This is a genomic window from Bacillus sp. PS217 (assembly GCF_037963535.1).
GTDB classification, from domain to species: Bacteria; Bacillota; Bacilli; order Bacillales; family Bacillaceae; genus Bacillus; species Bacillus subtilis.
The window spans coordinates 1865163-1883718 of sequence record NZ_CP150157.1 but is presented as its reverse complement, the minus strand read 5'-3'; the positions used below and the strand labels follow the sequence as shown (position 1 = coordinate 1883718).

Here is an 18556-nt window from a genome sequence, read left to right as displayed (position 1 = left end):
TTCCTCCTCTTAAAAGGTAAATGTATATAGCAAAACAGTTGCTAACGGATTAATGAAAGAAGCGGGACATGTCGCCTTGACGGAATGTATTCCCTCTTTGAAAACGGCCGGCTTGCATGAGCTCGTTTTTCAGGAGCTGTCTCAGTTCGTCATCGGACAGATCATGTTTCATTGGTTTTTTCGTCTTCTCGTTTTGTTTTTGTTCTGGCTCGGCTTCGGCTTTCGCCAGAATCTGTTTAATTCCTGCCATGTTTACACCTTGTTCTATCAGGTGCTTGATTTCTAACAGTTTATCTACATCATGAAATGAAAATAATCGTCTATTTCCTTCACTTCTGGCTGGAAATATCAGTCCATTTTCCTCATAATATCGAATTTGTCTTGCTGATAACTCAGTTAACTGCATGACAATTCCTATTGGAAATAAAGGCATTGAGCGGCGAATATTATCACTCATCTCAATTTCCTCCTTTTCTTAACTTAGTTTCATTATAGGTGATGTTATATTATGTGTCAATATGATGTAAGGATTCTTAACATCAAATCCAGAGAAATTTTTAAAAAATTTAAATTAATTGCTTTTCCATCAATGAATCCACTGCACTGCATATGGCATTCTTCACATGCGAATAGGTTAATCCTCCCTGAACATACGCTACATACGGCGGGCGGATAGGGCCATCAGCTGATAATTCGATGCTTGCTCCTTGAATAAACGTCCCTGCTGCCATAATGACATCATCCTCGTATCCAGGCATGTAGGCTGGATAAGGCGTCACATGAGCATTGATTGGCGATGCAAATTGAATAGCCTGGCAAAAAGCAATCATCTTTTCTCTGTCAGAAAACTCAACGGATTGTATTAAATCCGTTCTTTTCGCATCCCATTTCGGGTTTGAAGTGAAGCCGAGTTTTTCAAGGAATCTCGCTGTAAACACCGCTCCCTTTAGACTTTGAGACACAACGTGAGGCGCCAAAAAGAAGCCTTGGTACATTTCTTGGAGCGAGTAAAGAGATGCCCCCGCTTCTCTGCCGATGCCGGGTGACGTCATACGGTATGAGCAAGCTTCAATCCATTTCGCTTTTCCGACGAGGTAGCCGCCTGTTTTCGCAAGGCCGCCGCCGGGATTTTTAATGAGAGATCCCGCCATCAGATCGGCTCCGACATGGCAAGGCTCAAGCTCTTCCACAAATTCTCCGTAACAGTTGTCCACAAAGACGATCAGGTTTTCATTGATTTCTTTTACAAAACGGATCATTTCTTTTATTTCACTAATTAAGAAAGAAGGGCGATTCGCATATCCTTTTGAGCGCTGAATGCCGATTACTTTTGTCTTCGGATTGATCGCAGCGGCGACTGCATCATAGTCTATCTTTCCGTCTTTCGTCAGATCAACCGCATTATAGCCGATTTGAAAATCCTTTAACGAACCAGCGTTTTCTCCACCCCTGACGCCCACAATTTCCTCTAGCGTATCATACGGCTTGCCCGTGATATAAAGGAGCTCGTCCCCCGGTCTGAGGACACCGAACAAAGCAATTGAGATGGCATGTGTGCCTGAAATGATTTGCGGCCTTACAAGCCCCGCTTCTCCGCCAAACACATCCGCATATATGCTTTCAAGCGTGTCTCTTCCGATATCATCATAGCCGTATCCAGTAGACGGCGTGAAATGAGTGTCGCTTACTTTGTGTTTTCTATAGCTTTGAAGCACTCTCCACTCATTTCGCTCGCTGATTTCTTCTATTTGTTTATGAATGCCGGCAATGTCCGCTTCCACTTCCATTGCCGTTTTCTTCAATAATTCTCCGTGTGTTAATGTGTCAAACATGTCTTTATATTCCCTTCCTACATATACTTCTTTAATTCACCGATGATACTTTGCTCTTCTTGGACATAGCCGGATATGTCATACTGTTCATTTTCTTCATTAAAATAGAAGCGGTCTACCATCGTTTCCGATTTGATTCTGGAAAGGAGCTTCCCTTCACTTGCCGGCACATGTGCTTCAAAAGACGTTAACAGTTCTTGGCGCAAATAGCGCTGAATCGCTTCTTTAAAGGCTGCAGCGTCGTCCTCAAATTTCGCACTGACCATAATGTGATCCCTTCCGGCGGACGGTATAAAATCAGGCAGTTTTTGATCACGTTTATTGTAAGCCGTCAGCATCGGGATATCATCTGCTTCAAGCTCCTCGAGAAGCCGAAGCACTGTTTTTTCATGTCCCGCATAATCCTCATTTGAAGAATCAATTAAATGCAGGATCAAATCCGCTTCTTTTACTTCCTCAAGCGTTGAGCGGAATGCAGCAATCAATGTCGTCGGAAGATCCTGAATAAATCCTACTGTATCTGAAAGAAGAACACTGTAGCCGCTTGGCAGGACCATTTTTCTGGTCATCGGGTCCAGCGTGGCAAACAGGAGATCTTCTTCATAGCTGTCAGCACTCGTCAGGCGGTTGAACCATGTTGATTTCCCTGCGTTTGTATAGCCGACAAGCGCAATTTGAAGCACACCGTTTTTCTTTCTTCTTTCACGGTATCGGCTTCTATGGCGAATGACAGTTGAAAGCTGTGTGTTGATTTCATGAATGCGATTTCTGATATGGCGGCGGTCGGTTTCCAGTTTCGTTTCCCCGGGACCTCTTGCCCCAATTCCTCCGCCTTGCCGGGAGAGATTGATCCCTTGTCCCGTCAGACGCGGCAGTGCATATTGCAGCTGAGCCAGCTCAATTTGAAGTTTGCCTTCTCTCGTTCTCGCCCGCTTTGCAAAAATATCTAATATCAATTGCGTACGGTCAATCATCTTCACTTCAATTGCTGTTGCCAATGACTTCAGCTGACTTGGCGACAGTTCATCATTAAAGATGAGGAGATCAGCTTCAAGCTCTTCCACCAGTGCCTTCAGCTCTTCTACCTTCCCTTTTCCTATATATGTAGCGGCGTCAGCCCTGTTCCGTTTTTGTATGACGCTGGTCAGTACTTTTCCGTCTGCTGTTTTTGTCAGAGATGCTAGCTCTTCCATAGAATTTTCAAAATGCTCATCCGTGATATGCGGCAGCTGACATCCGACTAAAATGGCTTTCTCCTGAATCGTTTCTTGTTCGTTCAAATGGATGTTCCTTTCTTTTGCATATTGGGCAGTAGTATTATCATACCAAACCCTGCATGTGTATACCACAAATCGATTGCTTTGAAAAGCGGAAATACGAGCAAAAAACAGACCTCTCAAAAACTGAGAGGTCTATGCAGATCCAGATGCTTCTTCTTTAATGGAAAGATCTTGGCTTTTGATGGTCATCAAGTCGCTTTTTAAGTATTGGTCTCCCATTAAAAGCCTCATGGCTTGTGCTCTGATCGATTTTTCGATCACATTTCTGACAAAACGTCCATTGCTGAATTTAATGGGACTTGTCGTGCTTTTCACTGTCATTAAGTAATCTTTCAATTTCCATTCCGCTTCTTGACTGAGCTGGTATTCCCTTTCATCGATCATTCGTTTCGCAATCTCCATGAGCTGGGTCACAGAGTAATCCGGAAAATCAATGGAGATGGGAAATCTTGATTGGAGTCCGGGATTTAACGAGAGAAAATGATCCATTTCCCGTGAATATCCGGCGAGTATCAAAATAAACTCATGCTGTTTGTCTTCCATATGCTTTACAAGTGTGTCGATCGCTTCTTTCCCAAAGTCCTTTTCGCCGCCTCTTGCCAGCGAGTAGGCTTCGTCTATAAACAAAATGCCACCTAATGACTTTTTGATTAAATCTCTCGTCTTTTGGGCGGTGTGTCCGATATACTCCCCGACCAGGTCAGCCCGCTCCGCTTCAATTAAGTGGCCTTTTGACAGGACATTCATTTCAAAGAACAGCTTGCCGATGAGCCGTGCAACCGTCGTTTTTCCCGTTCCCGGATTTCCTTTAAACATCATGTGCAGCGCTTGCTTTCCAACCTTCAAGCCTTGCTCCGCGCGTTTTTGGTTCACAAAAATCCAGGCGTATATTTCCTTGATGTTGCGTTTCATTTCCTCCATCCCAACTAATGCGCTCATCTCTTTTTCGATTTCCTTCAAAATGCCGTGCTTTGCTTCGTTTTTTTGCAATGCAGCCTGATATTCCGCCTCTGCCTCAGCATTCGTCAGCACCTGCTTTTGCCCGTTCAGAATAATGTTGATCTGTCCGTTGTTTTTATAAGTCACAGCGCGCTCCAACATCTTCACCTCTCTGTTCTCTCTATATGATATTCAAGCGGATGCCGATTGTGACAAACGCCTATCATGTGTCGAAACAATTGCTTTTTTCGGGAACAATAAGGAATCCTGCGCTTTCCCGAGAAATACTTTATTTCTTATTGTATTCACGGATATGGGGTGGACAAACCATGAGATTTTGTTTTTAATCATTTTGTCAGAGTATTATGGTGAACTTCTTTTTCATTATTTTCTCCATTCGCCAATCCTTTTTTCATGCAACGGGCTGTTTTTTGTACGAAGCGTATTACCCGCCCTAAGATACCTGAAGTGTTTTTCTTTTTTTCGATTTATAAAGTGGTGTCTTTAATGAAAGGAGCTTTTCTCATCAATTTACGTTTCAAATGCTTGATTTAATATGAACGCAAAGCTTAAAACCAACAGGAATCAGTGCAGGTTAACCGAACTCAAAGTACATACAAACATATGGCGTATGCACAGATTTCATGTCGGACCGTATCTGTTGTCGCTTCATGTTGAATTGTGCGCTTTCCCGAGAAATAATTTCTGGATGTGAAAGGGTTATTTCCTCATTTTTCAGTTGAATGATAATCGTACAAGCAGAAGCTGTGTTTTTTCATATCCTGTAATGAGGTGATGAAAAATGGTTAAAATTTTTATTGATCCTGGCCATGGCGGGTCTGATCCAGGCGCAACAGGTAATGGCCTTCAGGAAAAAACGTTAACCCTGCAAATCGCTTTAGCCTTACGTACGATATTAACTAATGAATATGAAGGCATTTCTTTGCTGCTGAGCCGGACAAGCGACCAATATGTCAGCTTAAACGACCGGACAAATGCCGCAAATAACTGGGGAGCAGATTTCTTTTTGTCCATTCACGTTAATTCCGGGGGAGGCACAGGTTTTGAAAGCTATATTTATCCAGATGTAGGAGTCCCGACGACGACTTATCAATCGACAATTCACTCTGAAGTGATACAAGCTGTCGACTTTGCCGATCGCGGCAAAAAAACAGCGAATTTCCACGTCCTAAGGGAGTCGGCAATGCCTGCCCTCTTGACCGAGAACGGTTTCATTGATACCGTTGCCGATGCAAATAAGCTGAAAACGAGCAGTTTTATTCAAAGCTTAGCGAGAGGACATGCAAACGGGCTGGAGCAAGCCTTTAACCTTAAAAAGACTTCAAGCTCAGGGTTATATAAGGTTCAAATCGGCGCATTTAAAGTCAAAGCGAATGCCGACTTGCTCGCAAGTAAAGCCGAAGCCAAAGGTTTTGACTCGATTGTCCTTTTAAAGGACGGATTATACAAAGTGCAGATTGGCGCATTTTCATCCAAAGACAATGCAGACACCCTCGCTGCCAGAGCGAAAAATGCCGGCTTTGAGGCTATTGTGATCCTAGAATAGCCGAGACGGGGACGAGCGTCTCATAAAAAAACCCGGCTCCTCATCACGAGAAACCGGGTTTTTTTATTCAAGAATATCAACAACAAACTGTGACCATGTTTCCAGACGGTTGTAGATGTCATCCTGTTTTAATTCAGAAACTTTCATCCATTTACCCGCAATTTGTTCTTTCTCCTTCACTTCCACTTGTGCGCCAGGCTTTAATTGAAGCGCAGAAAGAATACCGATATGCACTTTGCCAACACTGTTTTCATCATCATTGATCAATCCCAGTGTGACAATCGCCTGTTTATCTTCTTCATTTATTTGCAGTTCTTCCTCAAGCTCACGGTCTGTGTTCAGCTTTAAGACTTCAGCAAATGAAGCTGCCCCTTCGATGGCGTTCATATGACCGCCAAAGCCGAGAGAAAGCTTGTTGTGCAGTCGTGATTCACCGCCGCCAGCCAGCCGCTCGTAAAGAAAAACTTCATCTTCACGCTTAATGACGACATAAGGTATCGGCTGCTTGAAACGCGGATCTTCTTCTGCGTCCCCTCTTCTCATTTCACGATAGGCCGCTTCAATCTGAGCCATGATTTCGGCTACTCTGCTATCTTCACTGTACACGCCCTGGAAGGTTAAGCTTTCTTTTTTAAACACATCATCGCGTGGGGCAACTAAAATCATTTCGTCCATTTTTCCCATGGGTACTGCGTCCTCCTCATTTGAACCTTCAAGCCGAAAAGAGCAGATATTATATCTGCTCTTTTTCATCTTCAAAATAAAAGTCATCATCTTTGAGCGGCTCAACTGTCGCTTTTTTATAACCATTCCCCTTCATAGAGAAGAAGTCATGTGATTTTGTTTTTGTGTTTAATCCGTTTAAAACGATCGGATTAATATCTTCCTCTTCGAAGTATGGATCAAATCCAAGATTCATCAGCGCTTTATTCGCATTATAGCGGATGAATTTCTTTACATCGTGTGAGAGTCCGACTTGATCGTACAAGTCCTCTGTATACTCAAGCTCATTTTCATATAACTGATTCAGAAGGTCAATCGCAAATTCACGAAGCTCTGCTTTTTTCTCTTCTGTCTGTTTATTATAAATTTCCTGAGCAAGGAGACCGACATACACGCCGTGAATCGCTTCGTCACGAAGGATCAGGTTAATGATCTCACCGCTTTGCATCAGTTTTCCTTGTCCGTAGAAATATAACGGATAATAGAAACCGCTGTAGAAAAGGAAGCTTTCCAGATAGACGGAAGCAACCATCGCTTTGAACAGTGAAATTTCATCATCTTTTTGAATGGCTTTGTAAAGCCCGACAATCATTTGCGCTTTTTTCTGCAAATATTTATTTTGTTTAACCCATTCAAATACTTCATTGATCGTTTCAGTCGGTGCAAGGGTCATGAAAATATTAGAGTACGACTTCGCATGGACAGCGTTCTCCATCATCGCCATAAAGTTCAGCACCGCTTTCCGCTGGTGGCCGTCTACGTGTTCAGCCACGATCGGCATCCCCGTATTCCCCTGCTCTGTATCAAGAAGCGTAAGTCCGGCCAGTACCTTCATATAAGTATCCTGCTCATTTTTTCCGAGGTACTTCCATGTGAGGAGATCGCCGTTTAAAGCAATCTCTTCCGGAAGCCAGAACTGTTTCACGTTTTGGTTATAGAACATTTGGGTAAAATCGTCTTCATGCTTTGACCAGTTTGCTGCGTCATAAATTTTTGTCACTATAAACTCTCCTTTAATCAAACAACACAAGAAAGGCAGCTGTCTTGTCCAGTATCTTTCGTTCTTGCATAGTAAATGGTTTTAATTCCTCTGTGATGCGCATACAGATCGATTCGGTTTAAATCACGGGTCGTCATTGTGTCTTTTAAGAACAATGTGAAGCTGATTCCCTGATCAATGTGCTGCTGGATAGTGGCGATCATATCCACAACCTTGAACATGTCCATATCGTAGGCTTCTTTATAGAAGAACCAGTTATTAGATGCAAGCCCAGGCATTGGGTAGTACGTTTTTGAGTTGCCGTATGTTCGTTCTTCAATGCGTTCCATAATCGGCATAACAGACGCCGTACTTGATTGGACGTATGAGATAGAGCCTGTTGGCGCAATGCATAATCTGTAGCTGTGATACATACCGTGTTCAGCCACAAATGCTTTTAGCTTTTTCCAGTCCTCTGTCGTCGGGATATGCATACCTTCAAACAGATTAGCGATTTTTTCATATTTCGGTGAGAAATCAGTAGAAACGTATTTATCAAAGTATTCACCTGTCGCATAGGTTGAGCCTTCATATTGATCAAACGTTTCGCCCTTCTCTTTTGCGATTTCCGCAGAACGCTGGATGGAATAGAAGTTCACCATCATAAAGAACGTGTTTGCAAAGTCACGCGCTTCCGGACTTTCATACGCAATGCCGTTTTGCGCAAGGTAGCCGTGAAGGTTCATAGCGCCGAGGCCGATTGATTTCATCGCTTTGTTTGCCCGTCTTACAGCAGGCGCATTACGGATGTCAGTTGTTTCAGACACGTGTGTTAAAGAGTCTGTCGCAAGCTTGACTGTCTTTTCGATTGATTTATGCTCCATGACGTTCAGAATGTTAAGCGAACCCAGGTTACAGGAAATATCCAAACCGATTTCATCTTCTTCATCATAGTCTGTGTATGAAGAAACTTGAGATGCCTGCAGCACTTCAGAGCAAAGATTAGAAAATTTGACCTTGGAAATATGGTTATTCGCATGCACTTTATTGACGTTATCTTGGAACATGATGTATGGATAGCCTGATTCAGAACGAAGCATCGCTAATTTTTCAAGCAGTTTCCGCGGGTTGATTTTTTCCTTTTTCACCCGAGGGTTGTCGACAAATTTGTCGTACATTTCGTTCATGTCCATCTCATCCATGTGCTGGCCGTACTCTTTATAAATCGTGTGCGGGTAGAATACATAAGCCGCTTTGTCCTCGCGTGCAAGCTCAACGAACTTATCCGGAATGACAACACCGATCGAAAGCGTTTTGACACGTACATCTTCATCCGCAGAAATCTTTTTCGTATCAAGAAAATCATTGATATCGCGGTGGAAAATGTTTAAATACGCCGCGCCAGAGCCTTGTCTTTGTCCCATTTGGTCAGCGTAACGGAACGCGTTATCAAGAAGCTTCATGACGCCTACAACGCCTTTTGTGGCATTTTCAACATCTTTAATGGCTTCACCTTTCGCGCGAAGCTTGGACAGGTTAAGAGAAACCCCGCCGCCAAGCTTAGAAAGCTGCATGGAGATATCGATTGCTCTTGAAATGTCATTTAAAGAATCATTAACTTCCAGCAAGAAGCAGCTCACAAGTTCACCGCGGCGTTTTCTGCCGGCATTCAAAAATGTCGGTGTGCTCGGCTGATATTCTTGATTGATCATCAGGTTTACATATTCTTTTGCTTTCTCAGTGTCGCCGTTAGCGAAGAACAGCGCAACAATTGAGATCCGGTCCTCATAACGCTCGAGGATTTTTTTCTTGTCATTCGTTTTCAAAGCATAGTCATTATAGAATTTAAACGCACTCATGAAGGAAGGAAAACGAAACTTCTTAGCGTAAGCTGTCTTAAACACTTCTTTAATGTCTTCAAAAGAATAAAGGCTTAAGAATTCCTCTTCGTAGTATTGGTTTTCAACCAAATAATCCAGCTTCTCTTTTAAATCGTGAAAGAAGACTGTGTTTTGATTGATATAATCTACAAAATAGCTATGTACAGCCTCTTTATCCTTATCAAACTGGAATTTTCCATCTTTTTGGATCATGATTTCGTTATTTAACTGGATCCATTTTGGCACTTGATTTTGTGACAACTCTTTCTACCTCCTGAGTAAACAATTCAACGTCTTTAGATGTGCCGCTGAGTTCAAATTTGTGCAAGATCGGCACCTGATATTGTCTTGAAATGGTATCGGCGCTTTTTGCAAAGTTATCGCCCCATACTTTGTTGCCGCTCGCAGCGACTCCTAATAAGAGATGGGCATATTTTTCGAGAAATGATTGTGTTGATGCCGGTACCTGACCGAAGTTTGTCGTGTAGGTGACCAAAACAAACGGAGTGTCCACGTGGTCCATTTCGTCCACCTTGCGTATCTGCTGAAAGCCTGTTTTATTCACAAACCGCTGAACATTCCCTGTTTTCGAATCAAATATGATTTGTACCACGTTTTATCACGACCTATCAAAAAATATGAATCTCTCATCACTAACACTATATATAGTATACTACCCTCTAGCAAAAACACAATATATAGATTCGTTTTTATGAAAAATTCATATTTTGATCAAATCAGGCAAATGGGCAGACTCATTAGGGCCCAAAAAAGAGAGCAGAACGAGAATCATCTCTCATCCTACTCGGGGTGTCGTTTTTTAGCCGATGTTTATCATAACATGAAAAAAAACTGCTTAGTAGTCTAGATTTTTTTTTCTTAAGCTATCACAGCATTTTTCGCTCTCTACTGTTTCTTCTATTTCAACATCCGCGCCGATCTCTTCTAAAACCGCCTTCAAAGCAGTGATAATTGACGCTTCTCTGATTAATTCTTTTCCGTTCACAATGATACTTGTTCCGTATTCATAGCAAGAATCATCTTCGCAAATTTCTTCCCAATGATTCACGATCACTTTATGCTTCATGTTTTCACCCTCTGTTTGATCTGTGTCTGTATTTAGTTTAGCGGCTGGAATCCGCTTTGTAAATTCGAATGCTTGTGAATTTTATTCAAGCTCATCATCCGCGTATTCTTTCTTCAGCTTTACCTCATTGCGGGACTCATTATACTCATAAATTTTGATATAGCCGTCCTCCATAACGCCAAAATGGTTATGTTCAAGTGGAAACGAGGTGGGCTGAGGCGTTTCATAGTCTGAATTGCCGCTGTCTGTTTCAATAATGGTATCTTGATTCCCGCACGCCCCGAACAGTAAAAAGACAGCTATCCATACAAGTGCAATCCTGATTCGTCTCAGTTCTGCTTCACTTTCAAACAAGGTCGATCACTCCCAAATTCATTTTATACATAATATACCATTTTCACTTCCGTATGTTGTTCTCATAAAAAAAGACCGTGCCTTGGCATGGTCAGCTTACACAAAAAGCTTGGAGCAAAAGTGGATTCATGTTAAAAATGGCCGCCGGGAACCCCCGGCAGCCTTTCCTCATGTCTTGACATGGCATTTTTTGATCTATTCGAGTTCAAGCTGGACGTTTTTTTGCGGCGCAAACGTTGAGATCGCATGTTTATATATAAGCTGCTGCTTACCTTCCGATTCCAACAATACGGTAAAGTTATCAAAGCCTTTCACCTGGCCCCGCAACTGAAAGCCGTTCAGCAAAAAAACAGTGACATACGTATTTTCTTTCCGGATTTGATTCAAAAACTGATCCTGAATATTAATCGGTTTCATGTTTCGTCCTCCTTGATTCTCTATATCATACATTTTCGATTAAAGTTCGAGTTTTCCTGCTATATGTGTGAAAATTCCCTTTTTTTTCAGCTCCATATCAACAGGCGGTGTCATATCGAACCATGTGACCTGCATTTTGTTGCGAAACCACGTCAGCTGGCGTTTCGCATACCGCCTCGAGTTCTGCTTTAGCTGTTCGACAGCATCGGAAAGTGTCACAAAACCGTCAAAATATGCATACAGCTCTTTATAGCCTATCGCCTGTATTGATTGACAGTCTCTCACGTTCTTGTCGTATAAGCGTTTCACTTCCGGAAGAAGGCCTGACTCCATCATCATATCGACCCGCTGATTAATTCTTTCGTAAAGCGTGTCTCTATCCATTGTCAGGCCAATTAACACTGCATTGTACAGAAGTTCTCGTTTTTGTTCCTTCAAATGCTGGGACATCGTTTTTCCGGACGTATGTAAAATTTCCAGTGCGCGAATGACTCTTCTTGTATTATTCGGATGAATCGCAGCTGCTGCCTCGGGATCTGCTGCAGCAAGTTTGGCATGAAGAAAGTCAACGCCTTCCCGCTCAGCGGCCATTTGCATGCTCTCTCGAAACACGGGATCATTTGCCTCTTCCGTAAATGTATAATCGTAAAGCACAGATTGTATATAAAGCCCTGTACCGCCGACAATCATCGGAAGCTTTCCTCTATTTGCAATCTCGCTGATTTTATTTCTTACTAAGCTTTGATAATCGGCAGTAGAGAAAGAGTCTTGGGGATCTAAAATGTCAATCAGATGATGGGGCACTCCCTCCATCTCCTGTTCGGTAATTTTAGCTGTTCCAATATCCATCCCTTTATAAATCTGCATCGAATCTCCGCTGATAATTTCCGCGTTTAAGGATTTGGCTAGCTGAATACTTAAATTGGTTTTCCCCACTGCCGTCGGTCCGACTAAAATGACAACGGGCTGCTTCGTATTATTCAATATGTATCACTCTCTTTTATAAATCTCCCCCCATTATAGCATTCAACATGGACAACCACCTATCCATTTTGCCCTTTTTTTGCATCGGTAAACATCCTTCTACCAGCCGAGCGGCTCATTGCCGACAATTTCCCTTGTCTTTCCTTTCAGGGTATGACGATGCGTTTTTCTTCTGTCATCTCCGGGATCGTACACAACCCCTCCGTACTGGATCTCAATCGGCTCGTTATAGGCCAGATATGTCGTTTCTTCGATTTCATGATAATGTGTGCCATCTGCTAAGGGAATCGCCGGCCCTGAGATTCCGTAATACCGATGAAAATGGCCGTTTTCAAATGAAGTGATCCCTGTATAGTAATGTGTATGCTGATCGGTATTTGATCCGTTTGCCGGCTGAGTAAACCCTTCAATGAGATGATAATGGCCCTGTTCTCTCGTTGTTTTGACATGATAGGCATGTGCGTGGGGCGGTGCTTTTGACCAGTCAGACTGATACAGGCCCAATGTGTTCACATCCTCCTTTTTCTCGATTCGCCCAATCAAATCCGGGCAGGGTGAATACACTGCATCATCTACACTTTATTACAGGAGGAAAGAAAACATGAACGAGTTAGAGCATTTCAGCCCTGAAGATACAAGAATATTTGGAAGACCGTTCGGATTCGGGAGACCATTTGGGTTTGGAAGACCGTTCGGGTTCGGTTACGGGTTTGGAAGACCCGGATTTGGTTATGGGTTTGGCCGGCCATTCGGATTTTTTGGAGGACCGTTTATCGGCGGCCTTGCAGGCGGGCTTATAGGAAGCGCTTTATTTAATCCTTATTTGTATGGCGGATACCCCTATTATCCGTATGCCCCGTTCCCTTATTATTATTAAACGCAAAAGGCCCCTTAAAAAGGGGTCTTTTTAAGTGTGTGAAAATGAATCTCTTGACTCATACATAGGCATACACTAATATTTTTCTAGCTGAAGTTTTTTTTCTAATCTAAAAATATAGTGAGGAGAATTCATGATGTTGATAGGATATATATTCCTCACGATTGCCATATGTTCGGAATCGATAGGAGCAGCCATGCTGAAAGTATCTGATGGCTTCAAAAAGTGGAAGCCAAGTGCTTTGGTCGTTATTGGCTATTCCCTCGCCTTTTATATGCTGTCCCTGACTTTAAACCATATTCCCCTGAGCCTCTCCTATGCGACTTGGAGCGGGGCGGGCACGGTGCTGACGACAGTGATCGGAGTAAAATGGTTCAAGGAAGATCTGAATGCCAAAGGGCTTCTCGGAATTCTTTTATTACTATCAGGAGTCGTGTTACTTAATTGGCAGTAAAGGAGTGATGAAGATGAGAGGATTGCTTTATTTGGCTCTCGCCATTGTATCTGAAGTGTTTGGGAGCACGATGCTGAAGCTTTCAGAAGGATTTACACAAGCCTGGCCCATTGCCGGAGTCATAGTCGGATTTCTTTCTGCTTTTACGTTTCTAAGCTTTTCTTTAAAAACAATTGACTTATCAAGCGCGTATGCAACATGGTCGGGCGTTGGTACCGCGCTTACAGCAATTGTCGGGTTTTTGCTTTTTGGCGAAACCATCAGTTTAAAAGGTGTATTCGGTCTCACGCTTGTCATTGCAGGCGTGGTCGTGCTAAATCAATCGAAAGCCCACGCTGAAGATAAAAAACAGACGGTCTGTGAGTGACCGTCTGTTTTCTTTATTCTCCACCCAGTTTCACAGAGGCTTCAAGCTGCAGTTCGACATTTCCTTGAATTGCACGCGAAATCATGCATGACGACTCCGCTTTTTTACAAAGCTTGTGCGCCAATGCGACGTCGTCTTGTGAAGCATCATGTTTAAGCACGACAGAGGGACGGTGAATGATCTTTTTGTATGTAAAGACTCCTTTTGTGACGTCGACAATGCCTTCTGACTCCATCTGTAAGTCTTCTTTTTCCAGCCCGCTTCTCTCCATCATCGCTGCAAGTGTAATAATGTAACAGGTCGCTGCCGCCCCGAGAAGCATTTCATCTGGGTTGGTCCCTTCTCCCGGGCCATCCATTTCTTTAGGAATGGAAATCGATGTGATCAGGTTTCCGCTTTCAATCGTACCGACATCATTGCGGTTACCCGGCCAATTCGCTTTTAAATAAAAATGATGATCTGCCATTGTTTCGCCTCCTTTTTTATCCTATTTCAGTCTACTGATCTTCTCTTATTTTGTCTTCTGATCTGCTTGTTACGAATACTCTTTTTCCAGGACACCTTTGATCGCACTGACATAAGCATAAAATTCACTGTTCTTTGTGTATTTTCTATTTTTATAATAAAAATCATCAAAAAATGCTTCTCTCTGCTCACGGCTGATTTCCAGCTGGATACTTAGCCCCGTTTCCCCTTGGTTATTAATGTTTTCGGCATTCAATCCAGCAAGACCGCTTTTAGACGACGCTAACTCAGCGGAAAACCCTCTCCGCTCAAGGGCTCTCACAATCATTTTCGCCCGCTTTCGGTCTGTTCCCCCTACAAGGGTATTCTTGTTCTCTCCTTTATATCCGTGAAAAGCCACCACATATTGATGCTCCTTGATTTTCTTTTTTGCCAATGGCTCATCAAAGTTGGTGCTTGTAATGTGCAGCGTTTGGTTATCGTGGGACTTCAACCCTTCAAACAGGTATGTAGAGTATTCATTATTGAAATAACGAACAAGCTCACTTACTCCGCCTTCAATTCTTCCGCCATGCGGAGACATAATTAAGACTTTGCTTCCTTTTTTCTCATTATATGAAATATCGTAATCGGCTGGGCTCTCATTCTCTGCCAAGCTGCTGAAATTTGAATATGTATCTGGCTGATTTGATGGTTCAGGTTCCAATGAGTAATGAACATATCTCAAGAACAAGACAATGGCTAAGACTAATATGACATTTAGTAAAAATCTTCTCATGTTTAACTCCTTTCATAAGAATGGCGCGGTTCATTATATGAGGTTTAGCCAATAGGTTTTATCTTACCATTATATACACAATATCATCAGTGAAAAAGTTCCCGGTTTCAAAAAATCAATTGATTGTCACGGTTATTAGCGGTTCATTTCAAATAAGAGTGAAAAAAGGTTGAGAGGAAAGACAAAAAAGGTAGGAACAACCTCACTTGGCAAATAAATGTATATAGGTTTAAGGAGGGTTTTAGTAACAGGCTGCCCGGTTGCTGAGACGGACAGCTGTTACCGGCCTGCAGAATAGAGATTTTGCTTATTTGTTCTCACAAAATCACAGGAGAGGATAGAGTCCAATAAAAATGTTCTGATCTGTTGTTTCGAAAAACAAAATGCTTTGATTTTCGTTTTGCTTTTCTGTCTCACAATAATCGTTCTTTTACTAATCGTTCCGTCTTTCTTCATATATATAATGCTGATTGGCATTTGGCTTTCCAAAGAACGGTGCAAGTAGAAATTCATACGGTTGCTCTCCCCTTCCCAGTTTGATATGATCACATTATAATACGAACAAATGTTCTTTTTCAATCCCCAATGATTTCCTCAACTTCTGAATCTATCGTATCTAATGCGAAAGATTCAGAAAAACAAACTCTTGTCTGTCTCTTACAGAGGACAAACAAACTTACCAAACCTATCATCTGTTCATAGAGTATACAGAGAACCTTATAATAGGAGGAAAATACATGTTTGGGTACTCTATGGTACGAATGGTGAGAGCAAATGCTCACAAGCTAGATTGGCCGTTACGGGAAACCGTATTGCAGCTTTACAAGCCCTTCAAATGGACTCCTTGCTTCTTGCATAAATTTTTCGAAACCAAATTGCAAAACAGAAAAAAAATGTCAGTCATTATCGAATTTGAGGAAGGCTGTCACGAGACCGGCCTTCAAATGGCTGGAGAGGTGCTGCAAAAAGAAAAACGCAGCAAGCTAAAAAGCCGCTTCAACAAAATCAACTGCTGCAGCGCCGAGGTTACTCCTTCAGCATTACATTCCCTTCTCTCTGAATGCAGCAATATCCGTAAAGTGTATTTAAACCGCGAAGTCAAAGCGCTTTTAGACACGGCAACCGAAGCAAGCCATGCGAAGGAAGTCGTCAGAAACGGGCAAACCCTGACAGGAAAAGGTGTTACTGTCGCTGTTGTCGATACAGGAATCTACCCGCATCCTGATCTAGAAGGCAGAATTATCGGATTCGCGGACATGGTCAATCAAAAAACAGAGCCGTACGATGATAATGGTCATGGCACACACTGTGCAGGTGATGTCGCAAGCAGCGGTGCATCCTCTTCCGGTCAATACCGCGGACCTGCACCGGAAGCCAATCTCATCGGCGTAAAGGTATTAAACAAGCAGGGTTCAGGAACGTTAGCAGATATTATAGAGGGTGTTGAGTGGTGTATTCAATACAATGAGGACAACCCCGATGAACCGATTGATATTATTAGTATGTCGCTCGGGGGCGATGCCCTTAGATATGATCATGAACAGGAAGATCCGTTAGTCAGAGCGGTTGAAGAAGCGTGGAGCGCAGGGATTGTCGTCTGTGTCGCTGCCGGAAACTCAGGCCCTGATTCGCAGACCATTGCAAGCCCGGGCGTGAGCGAAAAGGTGATTACAGTAGGTGCGCTTGACGATAACAATACTGCAAGCAGCGATGATGATACTGTCGCTTCCTTCTCAAGCCGCGGCCCGACAGTATATGGGAAAGAAAAGCCCGATATTTTAGCGCCGGGTGTTAATATTATTTCCCTTCGCTCTCCGAATTCTTATATTGATAAGCTCCAAAAGTCAAGCCGTGTAGGGTCTCAGTACTTTACAATGTCAGGAACCTCGATGGCAACACCGATTTGCGCAGGAATCGCAGCTTTAATTCTTCAGCAAAACCCGGATCTTACCCCTGATGAAGTAAAAGAGCTTTTGAAAAACGGCACGGACAAATGGAAAGATGAAGATCCGAATATCTACGGAGCGGGCGCTGTCAACGCAGAAAATTCCGTTCCCGGCCAATAAACATCATCAAAAGCCGGCAATTCTCTCTCAGCAGAACTGCCGGTTTTGGTTTGAATATTCATAATCATAAGGTAAAATAATGGAAAATAGATGAAGGAAGTGAAGAAAGTGCCATATTATATCTGCAACACATGCGGTGTGCAACATGCACAGACTGTAGATCCGCCCAACTCGTGTCTGATTTGCGAGGATGAAAGGCAGTATATTCATCCCGATGGACAAAGTTGGACAACCCTTGAAGACATGCGTGAGAAAGGAAACCTTCAAAACATCCTCAAAAAGGAAGAAGAGCATCTTTACAGCATCAAAACTGAACCAGAGTTTGCGATCGGACAAACAGCCCATCTTATCCGGCATAAGGGCTTCAATGTGCTGTGGGATTGCATGACATATCTTGACCAAAATACAATTGACCAAATCAACGAATTAGGCGGTATTCAAGCCATCGCCTTGTCTCATCCACATTATTACTCTACTCAAGTTGAGTGGGCTGAAGCGTTTCAGGCGCCGATCTATATCCATGAGGATGATAAAGAATGGGTGACAAGGCCAAGCAATCACATTCACTTCTGGTCAGGGGAAACGCTCAACGTGAAGCCGGGACTGGACCTTTACCGACTGGGCGGACATTTTAAAGGCGGTGCTGTTTTGCATTGGAGCAAGGGCAATGAAGGGAAAGGCTGTCTATTGACCGGAGATATCATTACGGTTGCGGCGGACCGAAACTGGGTCAGCTTTATGTACAGCTACCCAAATCTCATTCCCCTTCCCGCCTCCAAAGTTGAAGAAATAGCAGCCAAAGTAAAACCGCTTCAATTCAACCGGCTTTACAATGCTTTTTCTAAAGTTGTCAAAGAAAATGCCGACGAAGCGGTCCAGCGTTCTGCCGTACGCTATATCAAGGCTCTCAACAGCGAATTGTTTCATACATAAAGAGTGAGGCGGCTCTTTCCCGTGTAAAAGATGCAGCAATTGGGAATAGTATCGTGTAGATCAAAAGGAGGAATATTGATGGCACACACGAATACACAGCTTTCTCAATGGCTGGAATCAAAAGTCGGCCAGACGCTTGATATTAGAAAAGGTGAATTGACCCATGATGAAGAGATATCAGACTTGGATCAGATTGTTCTCCACCTTCAAAAAGTGGCTATACGCAGTACGAATCATCCTGATGATTATGTTGCGAAAGAAGAGCTTGTTTTAGAAGGCGAAGGAACAACATTCACTGAGGACGGAAACGTACCGCTTCCGCAAAATGCCTATGAGATTCCTTTATTAGGTGACATTCATATTCACCAAGAAAACGAAGGATTGAAGGTCGTAACAGATCGTGCAGTATATACAATTGATATCCAGCACAGCTGAAAGCCACTTTCATCAAAATAATACAGCGTAGCGCCTTTGAGCTTTCGTTCAAAGGCGCTGCTTTATATCGAGCCGTTTTTTCACTTTTTTCGTTCTTCACCCTATTGAATGACTCCTAAAATAGATATATAGTTTTAGA

23 protein-coding genes are annotated in these 18556 nt (G+C 42.9%); 7 read left to right on the top strand and 16 right to left on the bottom strand.

What is annotated here, in order from left to right; all coding sequences use genetic code 11:
* Positions 1-49 precede the first annotated feature (49 nt).
* The 4 genes from glnR to spoVK all read right to left on the bottom strand — a co-directional run bounded on the left by glnR (position 50) and on the right by spoVK (position 4213).
* Entirely contained in the window at positions 50-457 is a 408-nt protein-coding gene (glnR, locus tag NSQ83_RS09545) for a transcriptional repressor GlnR (protein ID WP_003238341.1), read from the bottom strand.
* A gap of 109 nt (positions 458-566) precedes the next feature.
* Positions 567-1832 (bottom strand): aminotransferase class I/II-fold pyridoxal phosphate-dependent enzyme, encoded by a 1266-nt coding sequence (locus NSQ83_RS09540; RefSeq protein ID WP_029317829.1) that lies wholly within the window; start codon positions 1830-1832, stop codon positions 567-569.
* Between the two features lie 17 nt (positions 1833-1849).
* Entirely contained in the window at positions 1850-3112 is a 1263-nt protein-coding gene (gene hflX / locus NSQ83_RS09535; protein ID WP_128480787.1) for a GTPase HflX, read from the bottom strand.
* A 132-nt stretch (positions 3113-3244) separates the two neighbouring features.
* Positions 3245-4213 carry a stage V sporulation protein K gene (gene spoVK / locus NSQ83_RS09530; protein WP_003231746.1) on the bottom strand — a complete coding sequence of 323 codons (969 nt, stop codon included), beginning with the start codon at positions 4211-4213 and terminating at the stop codon, positions 3245-3247.
* A 640-nt stretch (positions 4214-4853) separates the two neighbouring features.
* Between spoVK and cwlC the strand changes: the two genes are divergently transcribed.
* On the top strand, positions 4854-5618 hold the full coding sequence (cwlC, locus tag NSQ83_RS09525) for a sporulation-specific N-acetylmuramoyl-L-alanine amidase (RefSeq protein WP_198878796.1): 765 nt from the start codon (positions 4854-4856) through the stop codon (positions 5616-5618).
* A gap of 63 nt (positions 5619-5681) precedes the next feature.
* On the opposite strand, the gene NSQ83_RS09520 is transcribed toward cwlC, so the two are convergent.
* From NSQ83_RS09520 to NSQ83_RS09480, 9 genes are all read right to left on the bottom strand, one after another.
* Entirely contained in the window at positions 5682-6302 is a 621-nt protein-coding gene (locus NSQ83_RS09520) for a hypothetical protein (RefSeq protein WP_003245105.1), read from the bottom strand.
* A 49-nt stretch (positions 6303-6351) separates the two neighbouring features.
* On the bottom strand, positions 6352-7341 hold the full coding sequence (gene nrdF, locus NSQ83_RS09515; RefSeq protein WP_003231754.1) for a class 1b ribonucleoside-diphosphate reductase subunit beta: 990 nt from the start codon (positions 7339-7341) through the stop codon (positions 6352-6354).
* Between the two features lie 17 nt (positions 7342-7358).
* Positions 7359-9461, bottom strand: coding sequence for a class 1b ribonucleoside-diphosphate reductase subunit alpha (gene nrdE / locus NSQ83_RS09510; RefSeq protein WP_014479842.1), 2103 nt, complete (start codon positions 9459-9461; stop codon positions 7359-7361).
* The gene (nrdI, locus tag NSQ83_RS09505; RefSeq protein ID WP_003231758.1) at positions 9421-9813 is read right to left on the bottom strand and encodes a class Ib ribonucleoside-diphosphate reductase assembly flavoprotein NrdI; all 393 of its coding nucleotides are present in this window, start codon (positions 9811-9813) and stop codon (positions 9421-9423) included. Before nrdI ends, nrdE begins: the two co-directional genes overlap by 41 nt.
* Positions 9814-10056: 243 nt before the next feature.
* On the bottom strand, positions 10057-10287 hold the full coding sequence (locus tag NSQ83_RS09500) for a hypothetical protein (protein WP_003245262.1): 231 nt from the start codon (positions 10285-10287) through the stop codon (positions 10057-10059).
* A gap of 81 nt (positions 10288-10368) precedes the next feature.
* Positions 10369-10641 (bottom strand): YmzC family protein, encoded by a 273-nt coding sequence (locus NSQ83_RS09495; protein WP_014479841.1) that lies wholly within the window; start codon positions 10639-10641, stop codon positions 10369-10371.
* A gap of 195 nt (positions 10642-10836) precedes the next feature.
* The gene (gene hfq, locus NSQ83_RS09490) at positions 10837-11058 is read right to left on the bottom strand and encodes an RNA chaperone Hfq (RefSeq protein WP_003221097.1); all 222 of its coding nucleotides are present in this window, start codon (positions 11056-11058) and stop codon (positions 10837-10839) included.
* Positions 11059-11097: 39 nt separating this feature from the next.
* Positions 11098-12042 (bottom strand): tRNA (adenosine(37)-N6)-dimethylallyltransferase MiaA, encoded by a 945-nt coding sequence (gene miaA, locus NSQ83_RS09485; protein WP_198878795.1) that lies wholly within the window; start codon positions 12040-12042, stop codon positions 11098-11100.
* Between the two features lie 99 nt (positions 12043-12141).
* Complete coding sequence (locus NSQ83_RS09480; protein WP_003231769.1) at positions 12142-12555, bottom strand: YmaF family protein; 414 nt, start codon at positions 12553-12555, stop codon at positions 12142-12144.
* Positions 12556-12643: 88 nt separating this feature from the next.
* On the opposite strand from NSQ83_RS09480, the gene NSQ83_RS09475 reads away from it, so the two are divergent.
* From NSQ83_RS09475 to ebrB, 3 genes are all read left to right on the top strand, one after another.
* Positions 12644-12919, top strand: coding sequence for a hypothetical protein (locus tag NSQ83_RS09475; RefSeq protein WP_089172555.1), 276 nt, complete (start codon positions 12644-12646; stop codon positions 12917-12919).
* Positions 12920-13055: 136 nt separating this feature from the next.
* Positions 13056-13373: a multidrug efflux SMR transporter subunit EbrA gene (gene ebrA / locus NSQ83_RS09470; RefSeq protein ID WP_015715925.1), complete on the top strand. Its 318-nt coding sequence runs from the start codon at positions 13056-13058 to the stop codon at positions 13371-13373.
* A gap of 13 nt (positions 13374-13386) precedes the next feature.
* Complete coding sequence (ebrB, locus tag NSQ83_RS09465) at positions 13387-13740, top strand: multidrug efflux SMR transporter subunit EbrB (protein ID WP_014476870.1); 354 nt, start codon at positions 13387-13389, stop codon at positions 13738-13740.
* A gap of 13 nt (positions 13741-13753) precedes the next feature.
* Here the strand turns inward: ebrB and NSQ83_RS09460 are convergent, their stop codons facing one another.
* The 3 genes from NSQ83_RS09460 to NSQ83_RS09450 form a co-directional block, all read right to left on the bottom strand.
* The gene (locus tag NSQ83_RS09460; protein ID WP_003231775.1) at positions 13754-14206 is read right to left on the bottom strand and encodes an OsmC family protein; all 453 of its coding nucleotides are present in this window, start codon (positions 14204-14206) and stop codon (positions 13754-13756) included.
* A gap of 69 nt (positions 14207-14275) precedes the next feature.
* Entirely contained in the window at positions 14276-14983 is a 708-nt protein-coding gene (locus NSQ83_RS09455; protein WP_003245758.1) for a poly-gamma-glutamate hydrolase family protein, read from the bottom strand.
* A 279-nt stretch (positions 14984-15262) separates the two neighbouring features.
* On the bottom strand, positions 15263-15496 hold the full coding sequence (locus NSQ83_RS09450) for a hypothetical protein (protein ID WP_014476869.1): 234 nt from the start codon (positions 15494-15496) through the stop codon (positions 15263-15265).
* Between the two features lie 224 nt (positions 15497-15720).
* On the opposite strand from NSQ83_RS09450, the gene aprX reads away from it, so the two are divergent.
* From aprX to NSQ83_RS09435, 3 genes are all read left to right on the top strand, one after another.
* Complete coding sequence (gene aprX, locus NSQ83_RS09445) at positions 15721-17049, top strand: serine protease AprX (protein ID WP_198878794.1); 1329 nt, start codon at positions 15721-15723, stop codon at positions 17047-17049.
* Positions 17050-17157: 108 nt separating this feature from the next.
* Positions 17158-17982 (top strand): hypothetical protein, encoded by an 825-nt coding sequence (locus NSQ83_RS09440; protein WP_198878793.1) that lies wholly within the window; start codon positions 17158-17160, stop codon positions 17980-17982.
* A 78-nt stretch (positions 17983-18060) separates the two neighbouring features.
* Complete coding sequence (locus NSQ83_RS09435) at positions 18061-18417, top strand: hypothetical protein (RefSeq protein WP_003231786.1); 357 nt, start codon at positions 18061-18063, stop codon at positions 18415-18417.
* Positions 18418-18556 lie beyond the last annotated feature (139 nt).